The sequence below is a fragment of the Mycobacterium sp. Aquia_216 genome (assembly GCF_026723865.1).
GTDB lineage: Bacteria > Actinomycetota > Actinomycetes > Mycobacteriales > Mycobacteriaceae > Mycobacterium.
Map to the genome: position 1 here is coordinate 970460 of NZ_CP113529.1, position 24271 is coordinate 994730.

A 24271-nucleotide genomic window follows, 5' to 3' on the forward strand; every position below is an offset into this window, starting at 1 on the left:
TTCTGCCGAGTAGCCTGATTCCGTGGATTACGCGGCTGCCTTTCTCGACGAAAACCGCGCTTTTTCGGAGCTTTTCCGCGATGTCGACGAGTCACACCCGGTGCCCACCTGCCCGGGCTGGAACCTCAAGCAGCTGTTCCGCCACGTCGGGCGCGGCGATCGCTGGGCGGCGCAAATCGTGCGGGACCGACTCGACCAGCCGCTCGACATCTACAGCGTCGAGGGCGGCAAGCCGCCGCCAGACCCGGCCGACGCGATCTCCTGGTTGCACGGCGGAGCGCAACGTCTTGTCGAAGCCGTCGAGCTCTCGGGTGTGCAGACGCCGGTGTGGACCTTTCTCGGGGAGCGTCCTGCGAACTGGTGGATCCGGCGTCGCCTGCACGAAACGTCGGTGCATCGGGCCGACGCGGCCATCGCGCTCGGGCGCGAATTCAGCCTCCGACCCGATATCGCCGCGGACGGGATCTCCGAGTTCCTCGAGCGGATCGAGATCCGGGCCGGCAGCAACGGAATTCCGCTGCCGCTCGCGGACGGCGACACCCTGCACCTGCACGCGACCGACCCCGGGCTGGGACAAGCCGGCGAATGGACGATCGGCGTCTCCGGCACCGGCATCACCTGGTCACACGAGCACGGCAAGGGCAGCGTGGCGCTACGGGGCGGTGCCACCGAGCTGTTGCTGGCGATCGCGCGCCGAACTGCGCTCGCCGACACGAGTATCGAGTTGTTCGGCGACGACGCCGTGTGGCAAAGCTGGCTGGAGCGCACGCCTCTCTAGCAACGTCGGGGAAACGACGTGCTGGAAAGTGCCACACGGTAATTTGCAGACCATGACCACATCGGAGATCGCCACCGTACTGGCTTGGCACGACGCGCTCAACACCGCTGATACCGAGACCCTGGCGGCCTTATCGAGCGACGACATCGAGATTGGCAACGCGCACGGAGCCGCCCAGGGCCACGAAGCGCTGCGCAACTGGGCCACCTCCCGCTCGGCGGCCACAGAGCTCGGCCAGCTGTATGTGCACGACGGCGTCGTGGTCGCCGAGCAGCAAGGAGCCGGCGCGTTGGCATTCCGGGTGGTCCACGACCATGTCACCTCGGTATTCCGCCATGAGGACCTGGCGTCGGCGCTGGCGGCCACCGAACTCACCGAAGCCGACCTCGTTACCTAGGCATAGGAGCCACACATGCGCGGAATCATCTTGGCCGGTGGTTCGGGCACCCGGCTGCACCCGATCACGATGGGCATCAGCAAGCAGTTGCTGCCGGTCTACGACAAACCGATGATCTACTACCCACTCTCTACCTTGATGATGGCCGGAATCCGCGACATCTTGGTGATCACCACCCCACACGACGCGGCTGGATTTCAGCGTCTCCTCGGCGACGGCTCGCAATTCGGTATCAACCTCAGCTACGTCAAGCAGGAAAAGCCCGACGGTCTGGCGCAGGCTTTCGTCTTGGGCGCCAAGCACATCGGCAACGATTCGGCGGCTTTGGTGTTGGGAGACAACATCTTCTACGGCCCGGGTTTGGGTACCAACCTGAGCCGCTTCCAATCTGTAAGTGGTGGAGCAATTTTCGCGTATTGGGTGGCGAACCCGTCGGCCTACGGCGTCGTCGAGTTCGGTGAAGACGGGATGGCGCTGTCATTGCAGGAGAAACCTGAGACGCCGAAGTCCAAGTACGCGGTGCCGGGCCTGTACTTCTACGACAACGACGTGATCGAAATCGCCAAGGGCCTGAAGAAATCCGACCGTGGCGAGTACGAGATCACCGACGTCAACCGGATTTATCTGAACCGGGGTCAGCTCGCGGTCGAGGTGATGGCCCGCGGCACGGCGTGGCTGGACACCGGAACATTCGACTCGTTGCTGGACGCAAGCGATTTCGTCCGCACGCTGGAACGTCGGCAGGGACTGAAGGTGGGCGTGCCCGAGGAAATCGCCTGGCGGCAGGGCTGGATCACCGATGACGAGCTGGCGACCCGCTCGCGCACGATGGTCAAGTCCGGGTACGGCGGCTACCTGCTGGAGCTGCTGGAACGGGGTTGACACCAGTCGGTTTGGCCAGCACCGCGGCGATCGCTGTCGTTAACGGCACCGACAGAGCCAGTGCGATTCCGCCGACCGCGGAGCGCACGAGTTCGATGGCCACACTCTCGCTGATCAGCACGTCGCTCAGCGACCGGTTGGCGACGCTGAAGAGCAACAGCAGTGGCAGCGAGCTGCCGGCGTAAGCCAGCACCAGCGTGTAGACGGTGCTCGCGATGTGATCGCGCCCCACTCGGATGGCGCTCAGGAAGATTGCCCGCCGGGAGGTGTCGCCGCCGACATGGGCGAGCTCGAAGACGGTCGAGGCCTGCGTCACCGTCACATCGTTGAGCACACCCAGCGATCCGATGATGAATCCGGCGAGCAGCAGGCCGCTGATCGACACACTGCCCAGATACGCGCTGACCGCAGAGTTCTGTTCATCCGACAGCCCGGTCAAATGCGTCACCTCTATTGCCGCCCAAGACAATCCGGCGGCTAGCAGCAACGCCGACAAGGTGCCCAGCAAGGCGGCGCTGGTGCGCAAGTTGACTCCGTGCGCGAGATAGATGACCACGTACAGGATCGCCGCCGACGCCACCAGGGCCACCGGGACCGCGGGTGCGCCGTCGCGCAGCGCCGGCAGCAAGAACACCACCAACACCAGAAACGCGACCACGATCCCGACCAGCGCCAGCAGCCCACGCCAGCGCGCTACCGCGACGATGACCACCGCGAACGCCAGGGCCAGCGCGACCAGCGACCAGCCGCGCTCGAAGTCGTAGAACGCGTACGTGGTGGCGCCGTCGGCGTCGACCTGCCGCGTGACCCGGATGTGGTCGCCGGCGGCGAATTGCGGCTGGCCGGGCCCCGGCGAGGACTCCAACAAGGTTTTCGCGCCGGCATTCGGTCCCGAATCGATTGCGACCACCGTCTCGACGCAGCGTCCCGCACCCGGAGCTGCCGGCTGCGGATCCGTGGTGAGCACCTGACTGGCCGACGCGCTGCCACAGTCGCCCAGTCCACTGGACAGCACGTGCGCGCGCTGGGTGGTCACTACCCCGCCGGTCGCGCTCTGGTACGGCATCGGGATGTCGACATGCTGCTGGCTGGGCCACAACAACGCCGCACCGGCTAAAACGGCTATCCCGATCGCCACCAGCAGGCCCACCACGATTTTGGCTGGCAACGGCCCCAGCGGGGACGGACCTGACGACAGGTTGTGCGCGTGAGAGTGGGTCACCCGGTCCACCGTAGAGGCGGGGGGAACCCGCTTACTGTCGGTAGCTGGTCAGGAAGTTGCCCAGCCGGTCGATTGCGGCCGACAGGTCACGCGCCCACGGCAGGGTCACGATGCGCAGGTGATCCGGTGCCGGCCAGTTGAAGCCGGTTCCCTGCCCTACCAGGATCTTCTCCTGCAGCAGCAGGTCGAGGACCAGCTGCTCGTCGTCTTCGATGTCGTAGACCTCGGGGTCCAGCCGCGGAAAGGCGTACAGCGCGCCATCCGGCTTGACGCAGGACACCCCAGGAATCTCGTTGAGTTTGGTCCACGCGACGTCTCGCTGCTCTAGCAGCCGACCGCCGGGCAGCACCAGGTCTTCTATGCTCTGGTAGCCGCCTAGGGCGACCTGGATCGCATGCTGGGCCGGGACGTTCGGGCACAGCCGCATGTTGGCCAGCAGGCTGATGCCTTCGATGAAGCTGCCGGCGTGGTCTTTGGGCCCGGTGATCGCCAGCCAGCCGGCCCGGTATCCCGCGACCCGGTAGGCCTTCGACAGGCCGTTGAAGGTCAGGCACAACAGGTCGGGCGCCAGTGTGGCCAGGCTGATGTGCTTGGCGTCGCCGTAGAGGATCTTGTCGTAGATCTCGTCGGCGAGTAGCAGCAGCTGATGCTTGCGCGCCAGCTCGACCATCTGACTCAGGACTTCGCGGCTGTAGACGGCGCCGGTGGGGTTGTTCGGGTTGATCACGACCAACGCCTTGGTGCGCTCGGTGATCTTCGATTCCAGGTCGGCGAGATCCGGTTGCCAGTCCTGTGTTTCGTCGCACAGGTAATGCACCGGTGTGCCGCCCGCGAGCGAGGTCGACGCCGTCCAGAGCGGGTAATCGGGGGAGGGAATCAGCACCTGGTCGCCGTTGTCGAGCAGGGCCTGCAGCGTCATGGTGATCAGCTCGGATACCCCGTTGCCCAGGAATACGTCGTCGACGTCGAATCGCGGGAAGCCGTCGACCAGCTCGTAGCGGGTGACCACCGCGCGCCGGGCCGGCAGGATGCCCTGCGAGTCGGAGTAGCCCTGGGCATAGGGCAGCGCCTGGATCATGTCGCGCATGATCACGTCGGGTGCGTCGAAGCCGAACGGCGCCGGGTTGCCGATGTTGAGCTTGAGAATGCGGTGACCCTCGGCCTCCAGCCGCGCAGCATGCTGGTGCACCGGACCGCGGATTTCGTACAGAACGTCCTGAAGCTTGGACGACTGCGCGAAGGTCCGCTGCCGGTGGTGGCCGGGGCTGTGCACGGGCACCTGGTGAGTGGTCACGTCACCTATGCTGCCATCGCTGTCCACTGAAATTTGCTGATAAGGCCAATCCGTGATCAGCGTTTGCCCGGAGGACGGGCGCCGCGCGCGATGCCCAGCCCCTTAACAGGCGTTGCTGGTGGTGCCGCGTCGCCGTTGGTTTCCTCGGCTGGCTGCGGCTTCGGCTCCGGTTGGGCCTCGGTCTTTTGCTCGTCGGACGCGGCGGCCGGCTTGGTCTCGGCTGGCGGGGCTGCAGGTGCCGCCTTCTTGGCGCCGGGCCGTTTGGCGCCCGCGGCGATACCCAGACCTTTGACCGGTGCGGCCGGCGCCTTGGGTTCCGCTGCCTCGGTCTTGGGCTCAGCGGGCTCCGTGCTCTCCGGCTCGGCCTCCTGCGCCGGTGCCTTGGCGGCCGGGGCGGCTGTTTTCTTGGCGCCGGGTCGTTTGGCGCCGGCGGCGATACCCAGCCCCTTGGCGGGTGCGGCTTCCGTTTTAGCTTCCGCGGTCTCGGCGGCCGGTGCCTCGGCGGCCGGGGCAACGGCTGTTTTCTTGGCGCCGGGTCGCTTGGCGCCGCCGGCGATCCCCAGGCCCTTGGCGGGTGCGGCGGGAGCCTTGGCCTCCGCGGCCTCGGTGCTAGCTTCGGCGCCCGGGGCCGCGGCTTTCTTGGCGCCCGGCTTCTTGGCACCGCCGGCGATCCCCAGCCCCTTCGCGGGCGCCGCGGCAGTCTTGGTCGGCTGCTCCGGCTCGGCAGCCACGGGTTCTTCGGTCTCGGCCGGAGCCTCGGCCGGCGCCGCCGGTGCAGCGGCCTTGGGCTCGGCTTTCGCGGCCCGTTCAGCCTTTTCGGAAGCTTCCTTTGCTGCTGTGCCCTTCTCCGGCAGCGTCGCCTTGTCGTACTCGAGCGACCCGAGCAGGATCTGGGCGACGTCGAGCACTTCGACCCCGCTGCGGCCGGCCTCTTCCTGCCGGTCGTTCACACCGTCGGTGACCATCACGCGGCAGAACGGGCAGCCGGTCGCGATCGTCGTCGCGTTGGTGGCCAGCGCCTCGTCGACCCGCTCGTGGTTGATGCGCTTACCGATGTGTTCTTCCATCCACATGCGTGCACCGCCGGCACCGCAGCAGAAGCTGCGGTCGGAGTTGCGCGGCATTTCGGTGAGGTTCGCCCCGGCGAAGCCGATCAGTTCACGAGGTGCCTCGTACACCTTGTTGTGTCGGCCCAGGTAGCAGGGGTCGTGGTAGGTGATGTCCTGCGAGACGGGGGTCACCGGCACCAACTTCTTGTCTCGCACCAGCCGGTTGAGCAGCTGGGTGTGGTGCAGCACGCTGTAGTTGGCGCCCAGCTGGCGGTATTCCTTGCCGATCGTGTTGAAGCAGTGCGGGCAGCTCACGACGATCTTGCGGTCGACGGTCTCCACGCCCTCGAACACCCCGTCGAGGGTCTCGACGGCTTGGGCGGCCAGCTGCTGGAACAGGAACTCGTTGCCGGACCGGCGTGCCGAGTCACCGTTGCAGGTCTCCCCGGTGCCGAGCACCATGAACTTCACCCCGGCGATGGCCAGCAGCTCGGCGACGGCCTTGGTCGTCTTCTTGGCCTTGTCGTCGTAGGCGCCGGCGCACCCCACCCAGAACAGGTACTCGTAGCCGTCGAAGCTGTCGACGTCTTCGCCGTAGACGGGGACGTCGAAGTCAACCTCGCTGATCCAGTTGGTCCTGTCCCCGGCGTTCTGGCCCCACGGGTTGCCCTTGGTCTCCAGGTTCTTGAACAGCACCGACAGCTCGGACGGGAACTCCGACTCCATCATCACCTGGTAGCGGCGCATATCGATGATGTGGTCGATGTGCTCGATGTCCACCGGGCACTGTTCGACGCAGGCGCCGCAGGACACGCACGACCACAGCACGTCGGGGTCGATCACACCGCCCTGTTCGGCGGTGCCGACCAATGGTCGGGCCGCCTGTTCCGGTCCGTGCCCGGGAATGCGGCCGAAGCCCGACTCCGGGACGTGGTGGCCCTCTTCGTGGACCGTTTCGAGGTCCAGACCCTCGAGCGGCTCTGCTTTTTTCTCGCCCAGGATGTACGGCGCCTTGGCCATCCAGTGGTCGCGCAGGTCCATGATGACGAGCTTCGGTGACAGCGGCTTACCGGTGTTCCAGGCCGGGCATTGTGATTGGCAACGCCCGCACTCGGTACAGGTCGCGAAGTCGAGATTGCCCTTCCAGGTGAAGTCCTCGATCTTGCCGCGACCGAAAACGTCATCCTCGCCGGGATCCTCGAAGTTGATCGGCTTGCCGCCGGATTCCATCGGCAGCAGCGGGCCCAGGCCGTCGGGCAGCCGCTTGAACGTCACGTTGATGGGCGCCAGGAAGATGTGCAGGTGCTTGGAGTGCAGCACGATGATCAGGAAGATAAGCGCCACGGCGATATGAGCCAGCAGCGCGAATGTTTCGATCCATTCATTGGCCGTCGTACCCAGCGGATGCATGAGCGCGCCCATGCCGTGCGAGAAGAACGCCCCCCAGCCGTACGGGAAGTTTCCGGTGTTGACGGAGGCGCCGCGAAAGATCGCAAAGCTGACGATGACCATGGCGATCATGAACAGAATCAGCCACGCGCCGCCGGTGTGGGAACCGTAGAAACGTGATTGGCGGCCGTATTCCTTTGGCTCGCTGCGCAACCGGATGATCGCGAAGGTCGTGATGCCGGCCAATACGGCCAGGGCGATGAAGTCCTGCAGAAAGCCCAGCGCGTCCCACCGGCCGACGATCGGGATGTGGAAATTGGGCTGGAACAGCGTGCCGTAGGCCTCGATGTAGACCGTGATGAGGATGAAGAAGCCCCACATGGTGAAGAAGTGGGCAAGACCGGGGATGGACCACTTCAGCAGCTTGCGCTGGCCGAACACCTCGGCGACTTGAGTCCAGATTCTGGTGCCGATGTCGTTGGTGCGGCCGCTGACCGGCTGGCCCGACATGACCAGCCGGTAGAGCCACCAGACGCGTTTGAGTGCAAACAAGACCACGACCGCGGTCAGGCCCAGCCCCAGCACCATCCTGATGAGCGTCTGCGTGGTCACAGCAGGTCTCTCCCCATTGCATCGTTACTTAACGAAAATTCGTTCGATCTTTGCTAGCTCATAGTGACATCTGCGCCGCTATCGACGCGAGAAAGGTTGCCCTAACCGGGTTTGCTCAAAGCCACTGACCTGCGGCTTAGCTCTCCGGGGTCAGCATGGCACGTAACATAGACAACATCTCGGAGCGCGATCCGGCGCCCAGCCGGCGACGGATCCGGGCGACATGATGCTCGACCGTCTTCGCCGAAATGAACAGTTGTCCGCCGATGTCGCGGTACGGCATGCCCAGCAGCAGTAGTTCGGCGACTTCACGTTCGCGCTGGGACAGCGGAGAACCCGAGGCTGGTTGGTGCGGCGGCGACGGCGTTGTCGGGCCCTGCGGTTCGTCGTCGGTCAGCCCGCTGGGAATGTCGCCCGGGGACGCGCCCAATTTGAGGTCGCGCGCCAGTTGCAGCATCGCTCCGGACACTCTGCCGTCAGGTGTTTGCAGCGCGGCCTGGCCGGCCAGCCGGGTCGCGTCGGAGGTCAAACCGACATGTGATAGCGACCGGGCCGATGCGGTGACCTCGTCGGCGTCGACCTGGTTGGCCAGAACGCGTAGCCAGGTGCGGCCGGCGCCTGACAGGGCCTGCGCAACGGTGCTGGCTCCGGCCGCCGCGCCAAGGGCCTGCCCATGCGGGGCGACCAACTCCGGTGCGTTGGCGAGGATTCCCGCATGCACACCGGCCCAATGCAGTGGGATTGACCACAAAATCGGGCTGCCCAGCGATTCCAGCAGGGTGAAGGCCTGATCCAGGGCATGGCGCAGCGCCTCGACCTGGCGTATCCGGGCGGCACCTACCCACAACTCGCCCAGCGGCAGCAGCGTGAACAGGTCGACGGAATACTCGGCCAGCACCTCCATGGCTGCGTACCAATGTTTGTGCAGGGCGCCGGTGTCGCCGCCGCGACGCGCGATCGCCGTCTGCAGTGCCGCCGCCCACAACGCGTCGCGCCGGTGCAGCCCGGCAGAGCCGGCGGCGGCGACGTCCGCGCTTGCCGATGCCAGCTGTCCGTCCTGCATTTTGATCCAGCCGGACAGCAAGTTGTGTCGCGGCGCAAACAGCCCGTCACCGTCGGCGCGCACGGCGCGGCCGATCACGCTGCGGGCGCGGACTGGATCACCGCCGTGGATCGCGGCCAAGGCAATCAGCGCCGCCGGGCTGTCCGGAATGACTTCGCTCGCAGGTTGTTCGGCGGAGATGGCCTGGCCGAGTTTCGCCATCGCGGCGGGATACGGCTGGTCCATGGTCATCAGTAGCCCCTCGGCCAGACTGCGCGCGGTGCGGGCGGCGATCGTCGGCGGGCCGGAGTCCTTGAGGCGCAGCGCGGCGCCTGCCGTTGCCAGATCGCCGATCGCGGCGAGCGTGATCACTGCGGCCGCGCCGACGACCGCGTCCGGGTGCGGGCCAAGCCAGCCGAACAATTCCGCCGCCTGATTCGCGTTGCCCTCATGGGCCGCAACGCTGGCCGCAATCCGAACCGCCGCAGCGCGTTCGGCGGAATCGGGGGAGCTGAGCAGACCGTCGGCCAGTGCTGCCGCGGCAGCACTGTCTCCGGTGAGAGCCAGCGCGTCGGCGACACGAGACGTCAGCCCTTCGGCACCGGCGTTGACCGCGGCCTGGTAAAGCCTTGCGGCCCTGGCGGACTCGCCGCGCGCAGTGGCGGCTTGCCGAGCGAGAATGGCCGCCAGTCGATCGTCCTTGAGCCCGTGTTCGGCGAGCCGCAATGCGAGCTGAGGCGAAACCGCCGACATGTCGAGTTGCGAACGCAGCAACGCGGTTTCAACCTCGCGATGGTGGGCGTTACCAACGATCTGGGCAGTCGCGCCGTGTAGCAGCTCCAGGAAGTCGGGGCTGTGCGACGGCTCGATCAGTCCACTGGCGTGTGCCCGATCGACCAGTTGGCGTGCGTCCGCCGTCGAAATCCCCAGTGCCGCGGCCACATCAGCTGCTCCCAATTCTTGGGTCAGCGACATGATGAGCAGCGTGTCCAGGTCGGGCTCATCGAGCCGGCGCAACCGTGCGATCAACGCGAACCTGACCGCACGGGTCGGGGAGTGTGCGCCCTCGGCCGTTGCGTGCACCAGAAACGGGAGACCGGCGGTGCAGGCCAGCACGTCCTCGGCGACGGGAAGAGGACCCAGGGATATGCGCGGTCGATCCCGTTCCATCGCCACGGTCAGGTCCCGCAGGCGCGCCTGCGGCTCGGCGGCCACCACCGCCGTGGTGCGCGGGTCGGCGACGCGCTCGGTGAGACTTAGCAGTTCGGGCTCGCTCAGCAGGTGAGCGTCGTCGATCACGAGCGCCACATCGGGGGGATCGCCTGGGTGGGGAGGCCGGGCCAGTACGGTTAGCCCGGCCTGCCGCAGCGTGTCCCGGGCGGCAGCAAGGACGGTGGTCTTGCCGGTTCCGACTCCACCACTGATTACAAGCTTCACTGGAACCACCGACGCGTTGGCCAGGGCCTGGACGGTTTCCGCCGCCATCGGGGAGTCGCTCATGGCGCGTACCCCCTAATCGGTGCTGCGTTGGTGGTTGGGAGCGGTTTTTTCACCATAACCGCACCAACCCCCGCAGCTGGGTAGCCATCCCCGTAGCGCCACTATTCCCCTAAAGCAACACCCCCTAACGCAGTCGGGTGGCAAGTGGGTTGTGCACCGATCACATGGCTCGGTTGAGCCGATAGCATCGTGTTAATTCACTGGGTTTTCCCTGGCGACGACGACGGCAAGGGCAGAGGGCGGCAAGGAGGTGCGCTCGATGGCAAACTCATTGCTCGACTTCGTGATCTCGCTGGTGCGTGATCCCGACGCCGCGGCGCGCTACGCCGCCAATCCCGCGCAGTCCATCGCGGATGCCCACCTTACCGATGTGACCAGCGCGGACGTGAACAATCTGATTCCCATGGTGACGGATTCGCTGTCGGTGGGCACTCCGGCCGGCCCTGTCTCGGGGACGCCCGCCGCTGATCACGGAAACGTCTGGGCAAGCGGCGCGGCCGCGGCCGCTCTCGATGCTTTCACTCCGCACACTCCCGCCGGCGTGGTCGATTCTCATGCACCAGCAGGCGGCGTGATCCATCAGCCTGCCACTCCGGCGCCCATCCGGCCGCCGGTCGATCCGCAGCCGTTGGGCATTGACCCTCCCAGAGCATCGGTGCAGTTCACCGGAGCAGAGGCGCAAGATAGCCCGGTCGACCACGGTGGATTTCCGGCGCACGATCTGAGTGTGTGGGACCACCCGGCTGCCCACCCGCACCCCGCCGACCCCGAGCACCACGACTTCGGCCTGCACGGCTAAACCGCTGCTTCCGCGGTCGAGCAATAACCTTCCTGATCTGCGTTAATGCTGCCTAATAGGGGCATCGTCGGTCCTGTATCGGGACCCCCCGCAAACCCCCTAATCCCCTAACGGGGCGACCCGGCGGATCCCGGTGAGGTCCTGGCGAGCTGGGGGATCCGTCCCCGATTCCGAGCATCCGCAAAGCCCATAGCGTGTATTGCAGAACGCCGGTCGAGCCGGCGAAGGGGATTTCGAAGGGGAATCAATCATGGACCGCCTGATCCAATACATCATGGATTTATTTGCCAACCCGGACGCGGCCCGCGCTTTCGTTTCGGGTCCCGGGCAGGCTATGACCGACGCCGGTCTGGTCAATGTGGCTCCGGAGGAGTTCTCCTCCGCGCTGGCCAGCGCCGTACCGGGTCTGCCACTTGGCCTGGGCGACCCGATCGGTGGGTTGCAGCAGGTGCTCACCGACCAGTACGGCTTCGCCCCCGATTATGGCGGCTATGACCAGGGCTATGGCGGCTATGACCCCGGGTACGCGGGGTACGACCCGGGCTACGGGTACGGACCCGGCCTTATCGACGCAGTTGCGCAGGACGCGGGCGCGCTGGTGGGTGACGCGGTTGCGCCGGTTGTCGACGGCGTCGGCGCCGCCCTCGGAGTGGGCGACGCCCTGGTGGGTGACGTGGCTGGCGGGCTCGTCGGCGCTGTCGACGCCGGACTGTACGGCGCTGGCTACGGCGGGTTCGGCTTTCAGCCCGGTTGGGGCGGATTCGGTCCGGGCACCGGTGGGTTTGGCCCCGGTTTCGCGCCTGGCTGGGGCGGCTTCCGTCCGGGTTGGGGTGAGCCAGGCTGGGGAGGACCCCACCATGGTTGGGGCGACGGGCGGCCTGGTTGGGGCGACGGACGGCCCGGTTGGGGCGACGGGCGGCCTGGTTGGGGCGACGGACGGCCCGGTTGGGGCGACGGGCGGCCCGGTTGGGGGCACGGCTGGGGCGACGGACGGCCTGGCGTAGGTGAATTCGGCCACGGCACCGGCTTTGGCGGCGGTTTCGGCGGCGAGTTCGGTCTGGGCGTCGGGATAAATGCGGGCTTGGGTCTTGGGGGTGGCTTTGGTGGACACACCGGCCTTGGTCTTGGCGGTGGCGGTCTGGCGGGCGTCGGTTTGGGTGCCCAGACCGGATTCGGCGGCCGCGCCGGTCTTGGTTTCGGCGGCGACGGCGGCGCTGGTCTTGGTGGTGGCTTTGGTGGACACACCGGTTTCGGTCTGGCCAGTGAAGTTGGCCTGGACGGCCGTGCCGGTCTCGGCCTTGGTGGTGAGAGCGGTTTTGGCGGCCGTGCTGGTTTCGGTGAGGGTGTTGGGCTGCGGGCTGGTGGCGGAGTTGAAGGCGGCGCTGGGTTCGGAGGCGGCGCGGGTGCTGGCGGTGAGGATGGTCTCGGTGGTCGCGCTGGATTCGGTGCTGGCGCTGGTCTCAACGGCGAAGGCGGCTTTGGCGGAGGTGCAGCCTTGGGCGGCCACACCGCTGCTGGCCTGAGAGGTGAGGCCGGCAGCGGCTTTGCCGGCCAGGCTGGCGGCGGCTTTGGTGAGCATGCTGGTGGCGGTTTCGGGGGCCGCGGGGGATTCGGTGCCGACGGTCAGGTTGGCGCCGGTGGCGGTTTTGGTGGCCAGGTTGGCGGCGGCGTTGGTGCTGGTAGCCAGGTCGGCGTTGGTAGCCAGGTCGGTGGTGGTTTCGGTGCTGGTGGTCAGGCGGGCTTGGGAGGCCAGGCTGCTGGTGGCTTTGCCGGCCAAGCTGGCGGTGGTTTCGGTGCTGGTGCTGGCGGTCAGGCTGGTGGCGGTTTCGGGGGCCGCGGGGGATTCGGTGCCGACGGTCAGGTTGGCGCCGGTGGCGGTTTTGGTGGCCAGGTTGGCGGCGGCGTTGGTGCTGGTAGCCAGGTCGGCGTTGGTAGCCAGGTCGGTGGTGGTTTCGGTGCTGGTGGTCAGGCGGGCTTGGGGGGCCAGGCTGCTGGTGGCTTTGCCGGCCAAGCTGGCGGTGGTTTCGGTGCTGGTGCTGGCGGTCAGGCTGGTGGCGGTTTCGGGGGCCGCGGGGGATTCGGTGCCGACGGTCAGGTTGGCGCCGGTGGCGGTTTTGGTGGCCAGGTTGGCGGCGGCGTTGGTGCTGGTAGCCAGGTCGGCGTTGGTAGCCAGGTCGGTGGTGGTTTCGGTGCTGGTGGTCAGGCGGGCTTGGGGGGCCAGGCTGCCGGTGGCTTCGGCGGCCAGGCCGGTGGAGGGTTTGGCGGTCAAGCCGGCGGAGGTTTCGGCGCCGGTGCTGGTGGTCAGGCAGGTCTTGGCGGCCAAGCCGGCTTCGGAGGCCAGGCCGCTCTGGCGAGCCAGGCGAGTTTCGGTGCCGGCAGCCAGCCGGCCGGTGCCGGCAGCCAGCCGGCCGGTGCCGGCAGCCAGCCGGCCGGTGCCGGCAACGTCGGCGCATTCGCCGGCGCGGGGGGTAACGCCGCACTGGGCGCCGGCGCTAGCGGTCAGGCGGGGTTGATCGCTAGCGAGGGTGCTGCGCTGAACGGTGCCGCCACTCCTCATGTGGCAGGCCCGCTCGGGGGAGTCGGCGTCGGTGGTCAAGGCGGTGCCGCCGCAGCAGGTGGCGCTGGTCTTGGCGTCGGCGGCGAACGCAGCACCGGCATGTTGAGCGGCGAGGGTGGACTGGGAGGCCACGCGACGCCGCAATCCTCGGCCGTTGCAGGCGGCGCAGGTTTGGGCAGCCACGCTGAAGCCGGCGGTGCAGGTTTGGGCGGCCACGCCGTTGCCGGCGGCGCTGGGGGGGTCGGCGTTGGCGGCGGCTTCCCGGCCGGTGGAGCTGGCGGCGGCATCAACACGGGTGCCAGCGGCGGTGCCCACGGCGGCATCCTCGGCCAAGAAGGCGCCACGCTGGGAGGCGGCGGCAGCGTCGCCGGCAACGGCGGCATCGGCGCTCAGCACGGTCCGACCGGACCGGCCGGACAGGGCCCGGTCATTCAGGGCGGCGGCGGTGCCGGAGGCGGCGTTGGTGGGCACGCGACGCCGCCGTCGAACCCCGGCTCTGGCCTGCACGGTGGGGGTTCGGGCGGTGCTGCCGGCCACGCCGGTGCGGGCGGACCGGTGATCCACGAGCCGGTGCAACAGGCCCCGGTTCAGCACTCGCCCGCGCCGGTGCAGCACTCGCCGGCCCCGGTCGAGCATGCGCCGATTCAGCACTCGCCGGCCCCGGTTCAGCATGCGCCCGCGCCGATTCAGCATGCGCCGGCTCCGGTCGAGCATGCCCCGGCCCCGCACAGTCCGTCGGTGTTCGAAGGCACTCCGCACGCGCCGGCCCCCGTGCACGCACCGGCGCCGGCGCCCCACCCGTCGCCCGCTCACGTCGGAGGTCCGCACGGGTAACGCGCGGACATAGCGAATCGGCGGGGATCTTTTGATCCCCGCCGATTCGCGCGCATACCGTAATCGCAGATGTGAGAAAGTGGGGACGTGCGGTGACTCAACCCAGTGATCCGAGACGGGTCAGCGTGATCGTCGAGCTGATCGACCACACCATTGCTATCGCCGAACTCAACGAACGCAATGACCTCGTGCAGCGACTAGCACGCGCCCGTGAGCGCATCACCGACCCGCAGATCCGCGTCGTGATCGCCGGACAGCTCAAACAGGGCAAGAGTCAACTGCTCAACTCGCTGCTCAACCTGCCGGTGGCGCGGGTAGGCGACGACGAGGCCACCGTGGTCGTCACCGTTGTCAGCCACGGCGACCCGCCGTCGGCCCGGCTGATCGTGGCCGCCGGCCCCGACGGTGAATCCATGCCAGTCGACATCCCGATCGACGACATCAACACCGACCTGCGACGAGCGCCGCAAGCCGGCAGCCGTGAAGTCTTGCGCGTCGAGATCGCTGCACCCAGCCCGCTACTGCAGGGCGGGCTGGCGTTCATCGACACCCCGGGCGTGGGTGGCCACGGGCAGCCGCACTTGTCGGCGACGCTCGGACTGCTGCCCAACGCGGACGCGCTGATCATGGTCAGCGACACCAGCCAGGAACTGACCGAACCGGAGATGTGGTTCCTCCGGCAGGCCCACCGGATCTGCCCCGTCGGGGTGCTGGCGGCCACCAAGACCGACCTCTATCCGCACTGGCGCGACGTCGTCGCCGCCAACACCGCGCACCTGCAGCGCGCCGGCGTGCCGATACCGATCCTGCCGGTCTCGTCGCTGCTGCGCAGCCACGCCGTCACACAGAACGACACCGAACTCAACGAGGAATCGAACTTCCCGGCGATCGTCAAATTCCTCAGCGAGAAGGTGCTTTCCCGCGAGACCGACCGGGTGCGCGACCAGGTCTTACGCGATATCCGTTCGGCTGCAGAGCAATTGACAATGTCTGCGGGTTCAGAACTCGCGGTCGTCAACGATCCGGGGCTGCGTGACCGGCTTGGCGACGACCTGGAGCGGCGCAAGCGTGACGCGCTGGACGCGCTGGAGCGGACCGCACTGTGGCAGCAGGTGCTCAACGATGGATTCACCGACCTGAGCACCGATGTCGACCACGACATGCGGGCCCGATTCCGCGCGCTCACCGAGGACATCGAGCGCCAGATCGACTCGTGCGACCCGACCCGGCATTGGGCCGAGATCGGCAGTGACGTCGAGGAAGCGGTCGCGACCGCCGTCGGGGACAACTTCGTGTGGGCCTACCAGCGCGCCGAGCAGCTGGCCGACGACGTAGCCCGTTCGTTCGCCGCGGCGGGGCTGGATTCGGTGCTGACTCCCGAGCTGAGTCAACGCGCGATGGGCGAGGACTTCGGCCAGCTCAAGTCGATTTCCGAGCTGGAGTCCAAGCCGGCCGGCAAGGGCCAGAAAGCGGTCAGCGGGCTGCGCGGTTCGTACGGAGGCGTGGTGATGATCGGCATGTTGTCCTCGGTAGCGGGGCTGGGCCTGTTCAACCCGCTGTCGGTGGGCGCCGGGCTGATCCTGGGCCGCATGGCCTACAAGGAGGACAAGGAGAACCGGTTGCTGCGGGCCCGCGCCGAGGCCAAGACGAATGTACGGCGCTTTGTCGACGACATCTCGTTCGTGGTCGGTAAGGAATCTCGCGACCGACTCAAGATCATCCACCGCACGCTGCGCGACCACTACCGCGACATCGCCAACGAGATCTCCCGTTCGCTCAACGAATCGCTGCAGTCCATCATCGCCGCGGCGCACGTGGAGGAAGCGGAGCGCGACAACAAGGTCCGTGAACTCGAGCGGCAGTTGAATATCCTGAACCAGGTCACCGACAATGTGGACAAACTGACGCCACAGGTGACCGTAGGACGGGTGTGAGCACTAGCGATCGAGTCCGTGCGATTTTGGGCGGGACCATCCAGGCCTACCGCAGTGAGCCGGCGTACCGGCAGCGGCCCGAGGTTTTCTACGAACTGGACCGCATCGGCGCACGGCTGAACGAACCGATCCGCATCGCCCTGGCCGGCACGCTGAAGGCCGGAAAGTCCACTCTGCTCAACGCATTGGTCGGCCAAGACATCGCCCCGACCGACGCCACCGAGGCCACCCGGATCGTGACCTGGTTCCGGCACGGGCCCACCCCAAAGGTCACCGCAAACCATTGGGGCGGAAGGCATTCCAATGTACCGATCAATCACGGATCCGGGCTGACGTTCGACTTCCGGATGCTCAACCCCGCCGACGTGGCCGACCTGGACGTCGAATGGCCGGCCGAAGAGCTAGCCGATACCACCATCATCGACACCCCGGGAACGTCGTCGTTGACGCGTGAGGCCTCCGAGCGCACCCTGCGGCTGCTGGTACCCCCCGACGGGGTGCCGCGGGTGGACGCGGTGGTGTTCCTGCTGCGTACCCTCAACGCCGCAGATATCGCTTTGCTCAAACAGATTGGGCAACTCGTCGGCGGGTCCGCGGGCGCACTGGGCATCATCGGCGTGGCATCACGGGCCGACGAGATCGGAGCGGGCCGGATCGACGCGATGCTCTCGGCGGCCGACGTGGCGCAGCGATTCACCAAGGAGATGAATCAGACGGGGATCTGCCAAGCGGTGGTGCCGGTATCGGGGTTGCTGGCGCTGACCGCCCGCACGCTGCGCCAAAGTGAGTTCATCGCACTGCAGAAGCTCGCCGGGGCAGACAAGGCCGAACTCAGCAAGGCCATGCTGAGTGTCGACCGCTTCGTCCGGGTCGACAGTCCGCTGCCCGTCGACGCGGTGACCCGCGCCCAATTGCTGGACCGGTTCGGCATGTTCGGCCTGCGGATCTCGCTCGCCGTGCTGGCCGCCGGAGTCGCCGACGCGGCCGGTCTGGCGGACGAATTGCTGGAGCGCAGCGGTCTGGTGGCGCTGCGTGAGGTCATCGATCAGCAATTCGCGCAGCGCTCCGACATGCTCAAGGCGCACACCGCGCTGGTGTCGTTGCGCAGGTTCGTGGAGGTTTTCCCGATCGTCGCGACGCCCTACGTCATTGCCGATATCGACCCGCTGCTGGCCGACACCAACGCATTCGAGGAGCTTCGGCTGCTCAGTCAATTATCTTCTCGTCCAACGACATTGAACCCTGAAGAAATCGCGTCACTGCGCCGCATCATCGGCGGGTCGGGCACCCGGGCTGCGAGCCGGCTGGGTCTGGATCCCCAGGATCGCAACGCCGACTCCCGCGAGGGCCCGCGGGCCGCATTCGCCGCGGCGCAACGCTGGCGCCGCCGGGCCGAGCATCCGCTCAACGACCCATTCACCACTAAGGCTTGCCGTGCCGCGGTGCGCAGCGCCGAGGCGATGGTGGCCGACTTCGCCGCACGCGGATACGACATGTCTGACGTCCAGCCGCGTCAGTAGCGCCGCCACGGCCAGTGTCGCTCTCGGGTGGGCGGTATCGGCGGCGTGAAGGTGTCGGTGGTCGGCGGTGGGACCGTCGTCGTCGGTGCGGGCGGCGGCTGATAGGTCGTGGTGGGCGCCTCGGTCGGCGGCGGGGGCGCCTCGGTAGTGGTCGTCGTCGACGGGGGCGGCGGTGGCGGGGTCGTCGTGGTGGGGCTGGTGTTCGACTCGGTGATGGTCACCGTTTGCTCAGGCGGAGGGGCCGTCGGTTGAGTCGGCGGGTTCTGGACCGGCCCGGGGTTCTCCTCGCCCAGCGTCAATGCCAGCACCACGGCCACCAGTATGGCAACTCCCGCGGCGACCAGGCTCAATACCACGGCGGTGCGCTTGTACCAGGGCGGCGGCGCACCGTAAGGATCGTCGTCCGCGTCGTCGAATTCCATTGCGTCGCGGACATATTGGCCGCTGTGTTCGGGGCCCGTGTAGGGGACGGGATCGTCCTCCTCTTCGTCCTCTGACCACGCCAGGGGCCCCTCTTCTTCGACCGGGGCGCCCGGGAGGATTTGCGTCATGTCGGCCGGCGCCACGCTCGCCAATTGCGTCGGGTTCTCGATGGGGGGACTCGCCACGGCGCTCGACGCGGGCTGCTGACCGGACGCAGGTTGCCGTTGACCGATGGTGGCCGCGCCGATTGCGGCACTGAACGCAGGTTGTGCTGCGGTGTGGATCGGCACCCCAAGGCGTTCGGAGAGTCGGATGCCGAGCAGCGGGATGACGGCGCCGCCGCCGACCGTGGCCACGGCGGCCAAGTTCGGAATCTCGTTGCGTAGCAAGATATTTTCGACGCCTGTGACGAATTCGTCCAACGGTCCGGAGAGTAGCTCCTCGAATTCGTTGCGGGACAACTCGACATCCTCGCCGGTAATCGCCGGGAGCGTGGTCACCGTCGCGGTCGACAGGTCCTCCTTGGCGCGCCGGCATTGGTCGAGCAGACGGGCCAGTGACCCCATCCGCGTCGTGCTGGCCACGCCGCCGCTGCTGTCGCTCGGAATGCTTTCGCGCAGGCGGTCGAGAATGAGCTGATCGATCGCGTCGCCGGAGAAATCGCGATCCCGAACCGACGGCCCGATCTGTGCCAAGCCCGCCCCCGCGTCGCTCAGTGTCACGGTGGTGCCGCTGGCGCCGAAGTCGCACAGTGCGACGACGCCTTCCGTCGGGAAGTCCGGTTCGGCGCGCAGCGCGGTGAGCGCGGCGGTGGCATCGGAGACCAGCGTCGGCGGGACGCCGCCGGGCGCCAAACCCGGTTGGGCGAAAAACTCCTCGCGCAGCGCCGCGGACTGCTCCGGCGACCAATACGCGGGTACAGCGATCGTGACCGGCGTTCCGTAGTCGACAGCGCGTGCCATCGCCTCGAGCGCTTCGACGGTCAGCGCGTCCCCGAGGTACTTGGTCCCGTCGGATGCGACCAATGGCGTACGGTCGCCGACCCGTTCGACGAATCCCCGCATCACGAGGCCGGTTTCAGCGGGATCCGGATTTTCCTCCGGGAGGCCGACTTCGGATGGCCGCTGGTCGAAGAGGGTCAACACGGATTTGCGAGTCACCGGATCGCGATCGGCGCGCGCCGCGACCAGGTTGGCTACCCCGATCGACAACCCGAGCGACTCGCTCATCTGGTGTACCCCTGTGTTTTGTCGTAATTGTGGCTGTGGGTTCCCGCGAGTCTAAGTGGAAGCCCTTTTCACAGGCCCGGCGGCAACGTGATCTCCGTCGGTAGCCCGGGCAGCTCGGGCAGCGTGATCACCGACGGCAGTTGCGGCAACGGGTACGCCCCGCCCGACGAGGTGGTCGGCGTCGTCGACGGGAGCGTGTCCTCGGTGGATGCCGTCGGAGGCTCGGTGGTGGTCGTTTGCTCACTCGATGGCGTTGGCGTCACACTCGCGGTACTCGACGGCCGGGTCGTCGTCGTGGTGGCGGTCACGGGGGTGGTGCTGGGTGCCGGCTCCTGCGGCGGGGCGCCGTGCGCGAGCTGGATGATGCCCCAGACGATCAGCGCGATCAGAATCGCGATCAGGATGCCCCACCCGACCAAGGCAACCGGTTTGCGCCAACCGGGAATCGGGTCGTCGGGCTCGGGATCCGCGCTGCCGTACTCGTCGTCGTAATAGATGTAGACGGTCGGGTCATCGACGCCATAGTCCGCCGGCGCGTGCCTTGCCATGGTCGCCGAGACTAGCCGGAAGAGTTCCGCGGGCGCGGACCCCACGCGCGCAGCTTCCGATCGGCCGTCAAACGTTGACCTAATTGAAACCAAGTTGTTAGGGCAACGCGGGGATGGTCGTGGGTAGCCATGACGGCCAGTGATGCCGACGCGTGGGTTCCTGCTGGGTCGGTTGATGTGCGGGTGGTTGGGCGGCGCTGCTGGTGGGTGGCGCCGTGGTCGTCGTGGTTGTGGTGCTCGGCGGCGGAGTCGTCGTGGTGGTCGTCGTGGTGGTCGTGGTCGTGGGGGTAAGCGACGGCGTCGTGGTGGTACTTGGGGTGCCGCCAGTGCCCTGGTCTTCGACGAGTTGGATGATGCCGTAGATGATCAGGGCGATCAGGATCAGCACCATCAAGCCCCAGCCGATCAGTATCACCGGCCTGCGGTACCAGGCGGTGGGCTCGGTCTCCTCATCGAGAGGATCCAGCGGGGGCCCGAACTGGTCGGGAGCGGGCGGCGGGGGCTCGCCGGATGCCGCGCGATCACCCGGATTGACGTCTCGATGCCGGGTCGGTTGATTGAAGTCCTCAGGTGGGCGTGCCACGGCACCGATCGTACTGACAAGCAGGCGGTCCATGCCCTCTCGTAGCTACCTGAACTTCATAAGGCCCACATAACTACGGCAGGAAGCCGGCACAGCTCGCCCGGCGACGATCAGTTTGCGGTCCGCGTGGTCTCTCCCTCAGCCTGGCCATGGCCGGCCGCGAAGATTGTGGAGGCGTGGCTCATGGACATCGTGCTTGGAGTATCGATGGCGCCGGCCTCGGTTCAGATGGTCCTGCTGCAAGGCGAAAACGCTGACGGCGCCACGGTAGACGAGAACGAGTTCGACGTCTCCGCCAGCGACGACTCACCCACCGTCACTGCGTCTGATCGAGTGGTCGCCGCCATCCTGGGCACCCGCGAAGATGCGGCCGGCGCCGGCCTTGACCTGTCCGCCGTCGGGGTGGCGTGCACCGACCAACTCGAAGCGGCAGCGCTACGCGACGCGCTGGCCGCCCACAAAGTTGAGAACGTCATGCTGGTCTCGGCGTTCCTGGCGGCGACCGCTTTGACCCAATTTGTCGGCGGGGCAATGGGTTACGACAGCACCGCGGTGCTGTTCCTGGAGCCGGGCACCGCGACTTTGGCCGTTGTCGAAACCTCCGACGGTTCCATCGCGGATATCCACGAAGAACACCTGAACAGCCCCTCGGGGCAGATTGCCAACGCCGAGCTGATGGAGCTGGTGGCCGGGCTCGACGAGCTGCCGACGCGCCCCGGCGGTCTGTTTGTGATCGGCCGCGGCGTCGACATCGCGCCGATCAAGCCGCAATTGGAACAGGCGACGTCGCTCACCGTGAACACACCGGAGGAGCCGGAGACAGCCCTAGCGCGGGGAGCCGCCCTGGCGTCCGCGAATATGCTCGCGTCTTCGACTGGCGTGCTGGCCTACGCACAAGACCCCGGCACGGGCGCGATCGATGTGTCTGCCCTACCCGAATATCTGAGCTTCACCGGCGACGCGCGAGGCGAGGAGGACATCGCCTACAGCGCCGTGGCAGACGACGAGGCGAATGCCAGCACTGTCGTCCTGGGCGCTTCGGGTGAGAGCGAACCGCGACGTAGGGCAGGCCTTTTGGTCGGAACTGGGTTGGCAGTAGCCGGCTTTAGCGCCGCGCTGGCATTAGAGGTCGCCTTGAGCCTTGGCATTCGCACGACTGTCGGTTTGCTGCCCGCCCCGATCCACGACCTCATCGCTCCGGTCCAGCAGGCACTCGTGCCTGAACTCGGGCCAGCGGCGGCTACGAAGGCGGCAGCGCCCAAGCCGCTGAGCCCACCCGCCGGCGGAGCGCCGGCAGCTTCGGTGCCCGCAGCCCCGGTTCCCCCAGCCCCACTGCCCGCAGCTCCGGTTCCCGCGGCCCCGGCCGTGCCGCTTCCGGTGCTGCTCCCGCCGATTCCGGCGGCGCCGGATTATCTGCCTGACCCGCCGGCAAACCCGCCCCCGATCCGGGTTCCGTCTCGCCCATCGCCGCCTGCCGAGCAACCGCCGGTCCACGTCCCGCCGCCGGTCCGCGTCCCGCCGCCCCACCAACCCCCGGCGGGGCAAGGGTCGTGGCCGGGAGGTGGCAGGCCCGGCGGGCCCTCCGGCAACCCGGGCGACGGCGGCCCAGGTCCTACCCGCGGGAATCCCGGCGGTGGTGAGCCGCATGGTGGTGGGCCACAAGGTGGAGGGCCGCATGGTGGTGGGCCCGGTAGCGGCCCCGCCCCGGGCCACGGGACTCCCGGCGACGGGCCGCCCCAGGGTGGTACGCCCGCCGGAGGTGGGGTGTCGCCCAGCGGCGGCGGGCCATCCGGCAGTGGCGGCGAACCTTCTGGTGGCGGGCCGGCTGGTGGCGACGAAACTTCTGGCGGCGGGCTGGCTGGTGGCGGCGGATCCCCCAGTGGTGGTGGCAGCGAGAGTAGCCCTGGCGGTTCGAGCAGCTCAAGCGGTGGCAGCGAGAGTAGCGGTGGTTCCAGCAGCTCAAGTGGTGGTAGCGCGAGTAGCGGCGTCCACGGGTAGCCGTTGGGCGACGCGACTCAGAAGGTGTTGACCTTGTCGACGCTGACGAACATGCCGTGCCCGGTGTGGCCGTTGGTGAACCTGGTGCCGGCTTCGGAAGCGTCGATCGTCCAACCCTGCGCGTCGTAGGTCTTGTAGTCGATCGTGACGGCCGGGATGGCGCCTAGGTTGCCCAATATCCATTGGACAGAGCCACCGGAGGTGATGTGGACACCATTGGCATGCTCACCGTCCTGCAAGGGCGAGTTGGTGAATGGGGCCTCGCACCCGACGCTGTCCTTGTTGATCTGGCAGCGCGTGATGCCGGACTTGGTCTCGATGAAGACGTAGCCGTTCTGGTCGGGCGGCAGCGGGATGGCCCCGGCAGGCAAGGTCGGGGTGGCCGGCGTGGTCGGCGGGGCCGCAATCGGGCTGGACGGCGACGGCGGAGTCGCGCTTGGTCGTGGGGTGGGAAAGGCCGGCTCGGTGGGTCCGGTGCCGGGCAGGGCGACCGGCCGGCCCTCAATGACGGAGCTGCACCCCGACATCAGCACGGGACTGGCCAGCAGGCCGGCGAGCACCAGCGAGCCACCCGCCAGGCTCCGCCGTGCATTCTGCGATAAGCGCACGCGTTCGCTCCCCAAGATTCGAGATGTCAGACGTAGATTACGCAGTGGGTGGCGAAACGAACGGTGGCGACGCGCTTTTGAAATATTGCCGTTGGCAAAGTGTTACCGCGGGTCACAGCCCCAGCAGCTGCTCAGCGTTGCGATGGCTGATGCGCGCCCGTTCATCGTCAGTGAGGGGCAGCGCGTCCAGGAAGGCGCGGGCGGCCTTCATCGATCCGAACGGATAGTCGGCCGAAAACGCCACGCGGTCAATGCCGACCTGCGCGACCAGGTTCGCGTAGGTCGCCTCGTCGTTGAAGTTGGCGAACGTGTAGTGCAGATTCTGTCGCAGGTAAGTGCTGACGGGGTGCTTGAGCCCGGTCAGTTCCGGCTTCAACGTGGCGTCAAAGCGCGGCAGCATGAACGATGTCGCCTCGCCCATGTGGCCGATGACGATCTGCAAGTCCGGGTAGCGGTCGAACACGCCACCAAGGATCAGGCGCAGCACATGTGTGGCGGTGTTGATGTGCCAGCCCCAGCCCACCGTCGCCAGCGCGAACGTGACCTCGGGGGCGAACCCCGCGTAGCTGGATTCGATGACGGCCGCCGGTGGGATCGTCGGGTGCAGGTAGATCGGAGCGTTGAGCGTGGCCGCGCGATCGAGGACCGGCTCAAAGTAGGGGTCATCCAAATAGCGACCTTGGCTGTGCCCGTTGATCACCGCGCCCAAAAAGCCGAGCTTGCGCATTGCTCGTTCCAGTTCGTCAGCCGCCGCGTCGGGCGCGCTGATCGGTACCGTCGCGAAGCCCGCCAGCCGCTCGGGGTATCGACCGACCGCCGCCGCGAGCTCATCGTTGCACTCACGCGCCAGCGCAACCGCCTTCGGGCCGTCCAGCTGCTCGACGCCGGGCGCGGCCAAGGACAGCACCGCCAGGTCGATACCCGCCTCGTCCATCGCCGCGATGCGGGCGTCGCCGAGATCGGAGATGGCTTCGATCAGGCCCGCACGTGACGCGAGCCAGCTACCCGGCCCACGCAGGAATCCCGGTGTGGCGTAATGCTCTTCGAGTGCGATGGTCCGCACTTGGTTGTCC

The 24271-nt window shown here is 67.5% G+C and carries 17 protein-coding genes; 8 read left to right on the plus strand and 9 right to left on the minus strand.

What is annotated here, in order from left to right:
* The first annotated feature begins 22 nt into the window (after nt 1–22).
* From OK015_RS04585 to rfbA, 3 genes are read left to right on the plus strand one after another with little or no spacing between them, the layout of a single operon-like run.
* Complete coding sequence (locus OK015_RS04585; RefSeq protein ID WP_268129591.1) at nt 23–778, plus strand: maleylpyruvate isomerase family mycothiol-dependent enzyme; 756 nt, start codon at nt 23–25, stop codon at nt 776–778.
* Nucleotides 779–830: 52 nt separating this feature from the next.
* Entirely contained in the window at nt 831–1175 is a 345-nt protein-coding gene (locus OK015_RS04590; protein WP_268129593.1) for a nuclear transport factor 2 family protein, read from the plus strand.
* A 15-nt stretch (nt 1176–1190) separates the two neighbouring features.
* Entirely contained in the window at nt 1191–2057 is an 867-nt protein-coding gene (rfbA, locus tag OK015_RS04595) for a glucose-1-phosphate thymidylyltransferase RfbA (RefSeq protein ID WP_268129595.1), read from the plus strand.
* Here the strand turns inward: rfbA and OK015_RS04600 are convergent.
* The 4 genes from OK015_RS04600 to iniR all read right to left on the minus strand — a co-directional run bounded on the left by OK015_RS04600 (nt 2008) and on the right by iniR (nt 10165).
* On the minus strand, nt 2008–3279 hold the full coding sequence (locus OK015_RS04600) for a YibE/F family protein (protein ID WP_268129597.1): 1272 nt from the start codon (nt 3277–3279) through the stop codon (nt 2008–2010). The genes rfbA and OK015_RS04600 overlap by 50 nt on opposite strands.
* Before the next feature lie 31 nt (nt 3280–3310).
* Nucleotides 3311–4600 (minus strand): pyridoxal phosphate-dependent aminotransferase, encoded by a 1290-nt coding sequence (locus OK015_RS04605; RefSeq protein WP_268129598.1) that lies wholly within the window; start codon nt 4598–4600, stop codon nt 3311–3313.
* Between the two features lie 29 nt (nt 4601–4629).
* Nucleotides 4630–7623 (minus strand): heterodisulfide reductase-related iron-sulfur binding cluster, encoded by a 2994-nt coding sequence (locus tag OK015_RS04610; protein WP_268129600.1) that lies wholly within the window; start codon nt 7621–7623, stop codon nt 4630–4632.
* Nucleotides 7624–7759: 136 nt separating this feature from the next.
* On the minus strand, nt 7760–10165 hold the full coding sequence (gene iniR, locus OK015_RS04615) for an isoniazid response ATPase/transcriptional regulator IniR (RefSeq protein ID WP_268129602.1): 2406 nt from the start codon (nt 10163–10165) through the stop codon (nt 7760–7762).
* A 259-nt stretch (nt 10166–10424) separates the two neighbouring features.
* Between iniR and OK015_RS04620 the strand changes: the two genes are divergently transcribed.
* The 4 genes from OK015_RS04620 (at nt 10425) to iniC (ending at nt 17809) form a co-directional block, all read left to right on the plus strand.
* Nucleotides 10425–10964 (plus strand): Rv0340 family IniB-related protein, encoded by a 540-nt coding sequence (locus OK015_RS04620; protein ID WP_268129604.1) that lies wholly within the window; start codon nt 10425–10427, stop codon nt 10962–10964.
* Between the two features lie 274 nt (nt 10965–11238).
* Nucleotides 11239–14355 (plus strand): hypothetical protein, encoded by a 3117-nt coding sequence (locus OK015_RS29200; RefSeq protein ID WP_442791264.1) that lies wholly within the window; start codon nt 11239–11241, stop codon nt 14353–14355.
* A gap of 92 nt (nt 14356–14447) precedes the next feature.
* Nucleotides 14448–16289 carry a dynamin-like GTPase family protein gene (locus tag OK015_RS04630; protein WP_268129607.1) on the plus strand — a complete coding sequence of 614 codons (1842 nt, stop codon included), beginning with the start codon at nt 14448–14450 and terminating at the stop codon, nt 16287–16289.
* The gene (gene iniC, locus OK015_RS04635) at nt 16286–17809 is read left to right on the plus strand and encodes an isoniazid-induced dynamin-like GTPase IniC (protein ID WP_268129609.1); all 1524 of its coding nucleotides are present in this window, start codon (nt 16286–16288) and stop codon (nt 17807–17809) included. The genes OK015_RS04630 and iniC overlap by 4 nt, the downstream gene beginning before the upstream one ends.
* Here iniC and OK015_RS04640 read toward each other — a convergent pair.
* The 3 genes from OK015_RS04640 to OK015_RS04650 form a co-directional block, all read right to left on the minus strand.
* Nucleotides 17803–19461: an Hsp70 family protein gene (locus OK015_RS04640; RefSeq protein ID WP_268129611.1), complete on the minus strand. Its 1659-nt coding sequence runs from the start codon at nt 19459–19461 to the stop codon at nt 17803–17805. The genes iniC and OK015_RS04640 overlap by 7 nt on opposite strands.
* Before the next feature lie 68 nt (nt 19462–19529).
* Entirely contained in the window at nt 19530–20009 is a 480-nt protein-coding gene (locus OK015_RS04645; protein WP_268129613.1) for an oligopeptide transporter substrate-binding protein, read from the minus strand.
* 97 nt (nt 20010–20106) lie between these two features.
* On the minus strand, nt 20107–20592 hold the full coding sequence (locus OK015_RS04650) for a hypothetical protein (RefSeq protein WP_268129614.1): 486 nt from the start codon (nt 20590–20592) through the stop codon (nt 20107–20109).
* A 183-nt stretch (nt 20593–20775) separates the two neighbouring features.
* On the opposite strand from OK015_RS04650, the gene OK015_RS04655 reads away from it, so the two are divergent.
* A complete protein-coding gene (locus OK015_RS04655) occupies nt 20776–22590 on the plus strand; it encodes a DUF7159 family protein (protein WP_268129615.1) in 1815 nt (604 codons plus the stop codon).
* Nucleotides 22591–22607: 17 nt separating this feature from the next.
* Here OK015_RS04655 and OK015_RS04660 read toward each other — a convergent pair whose 3' ends face one another.
* Both OK015_RS04660 and OK015_RS04665 read right to left on the minus strand, forming a co-directional pair.
* Nucleotides 22608–23198, minus strand: coding sequence for a hypothetical protein (locus OK015_RS04660; RefSeq protein WP_268129616.1), 591 nt, complete (start codon nt 23196–23198; stop codon nt 22608–22610).
* A gap of 112 nt (nt 23199–23310) precedes the next feature.
* Entirely contained in the window at nt 23311–24261 is a 951-nt protein-coding gene (locus OK015_RS04665) for an amidohydrolase family protein (protein ID WP_268129618.1), read from the minus strand.
* Nucleotides 24262–24271 lie beyond the last annotated feature (10 nt).

Excerpts from the sequence above, each read along its gene's own strand:
- OK015_RS04590 (WP_268129593.1), top strand. The coding sequence starts at position 831 with ATGACCACATCGGAGATCGCCACCGTACTGGCTTGGCACGACGCGCTC.
- rfbA (WP_268129595.1), top strand. The coding sequence starts at position 1,191 with ATGCGCGGAATCATCTTGGCCGGTGGTTCGGGCACCCGGCTGCACCCG.
- iniR (WP_268129602.1), bottom strand. The coding sequence starts at position 10,165 with ATGAGCGACTCCCCGATGGCGGCGGAAACCGTCCAGGCCCTGGCCAAC.
- OK015_RS04620 (WP_268129604.1), top strand. The coding sequence starts at position 10,425 with ATGGCAAACTCATTGCTCGACTTCGTGATCTCGCTGGTGCGTGATCCC.
- OK015_RS29200 (WP_442791264.1), top strand. The coding sequence starts at position 11,239 with ATGGATTTATTTGCCAACCCGGACGCGGCCCGCGCTTTCGTTTCGGGT.
- OK015_RS04640 (WP_268129611.1), bottom strand. The coding sequence starts at position 19,461 with ATGAGCGAGTCGCTCGGGTTGTCGATCGGGGTAGCCAACCTGGTCGCG.
- OK015_RS04645 (WP_268129613.1), bottom strand. The coding sequence starts at position 20,009 with ATGGCAAGGCACGCGCCGGCGGACTATGGCGTCGATGACCCGACCGTC.
- OK015_RS04655 (WP_268129615.1), top strand. The coding sequence starts at position 20,776 with ATGGACATCGTGCTTGGAGTATCGATGGCGCCGGCCTCGGTTCAGATG.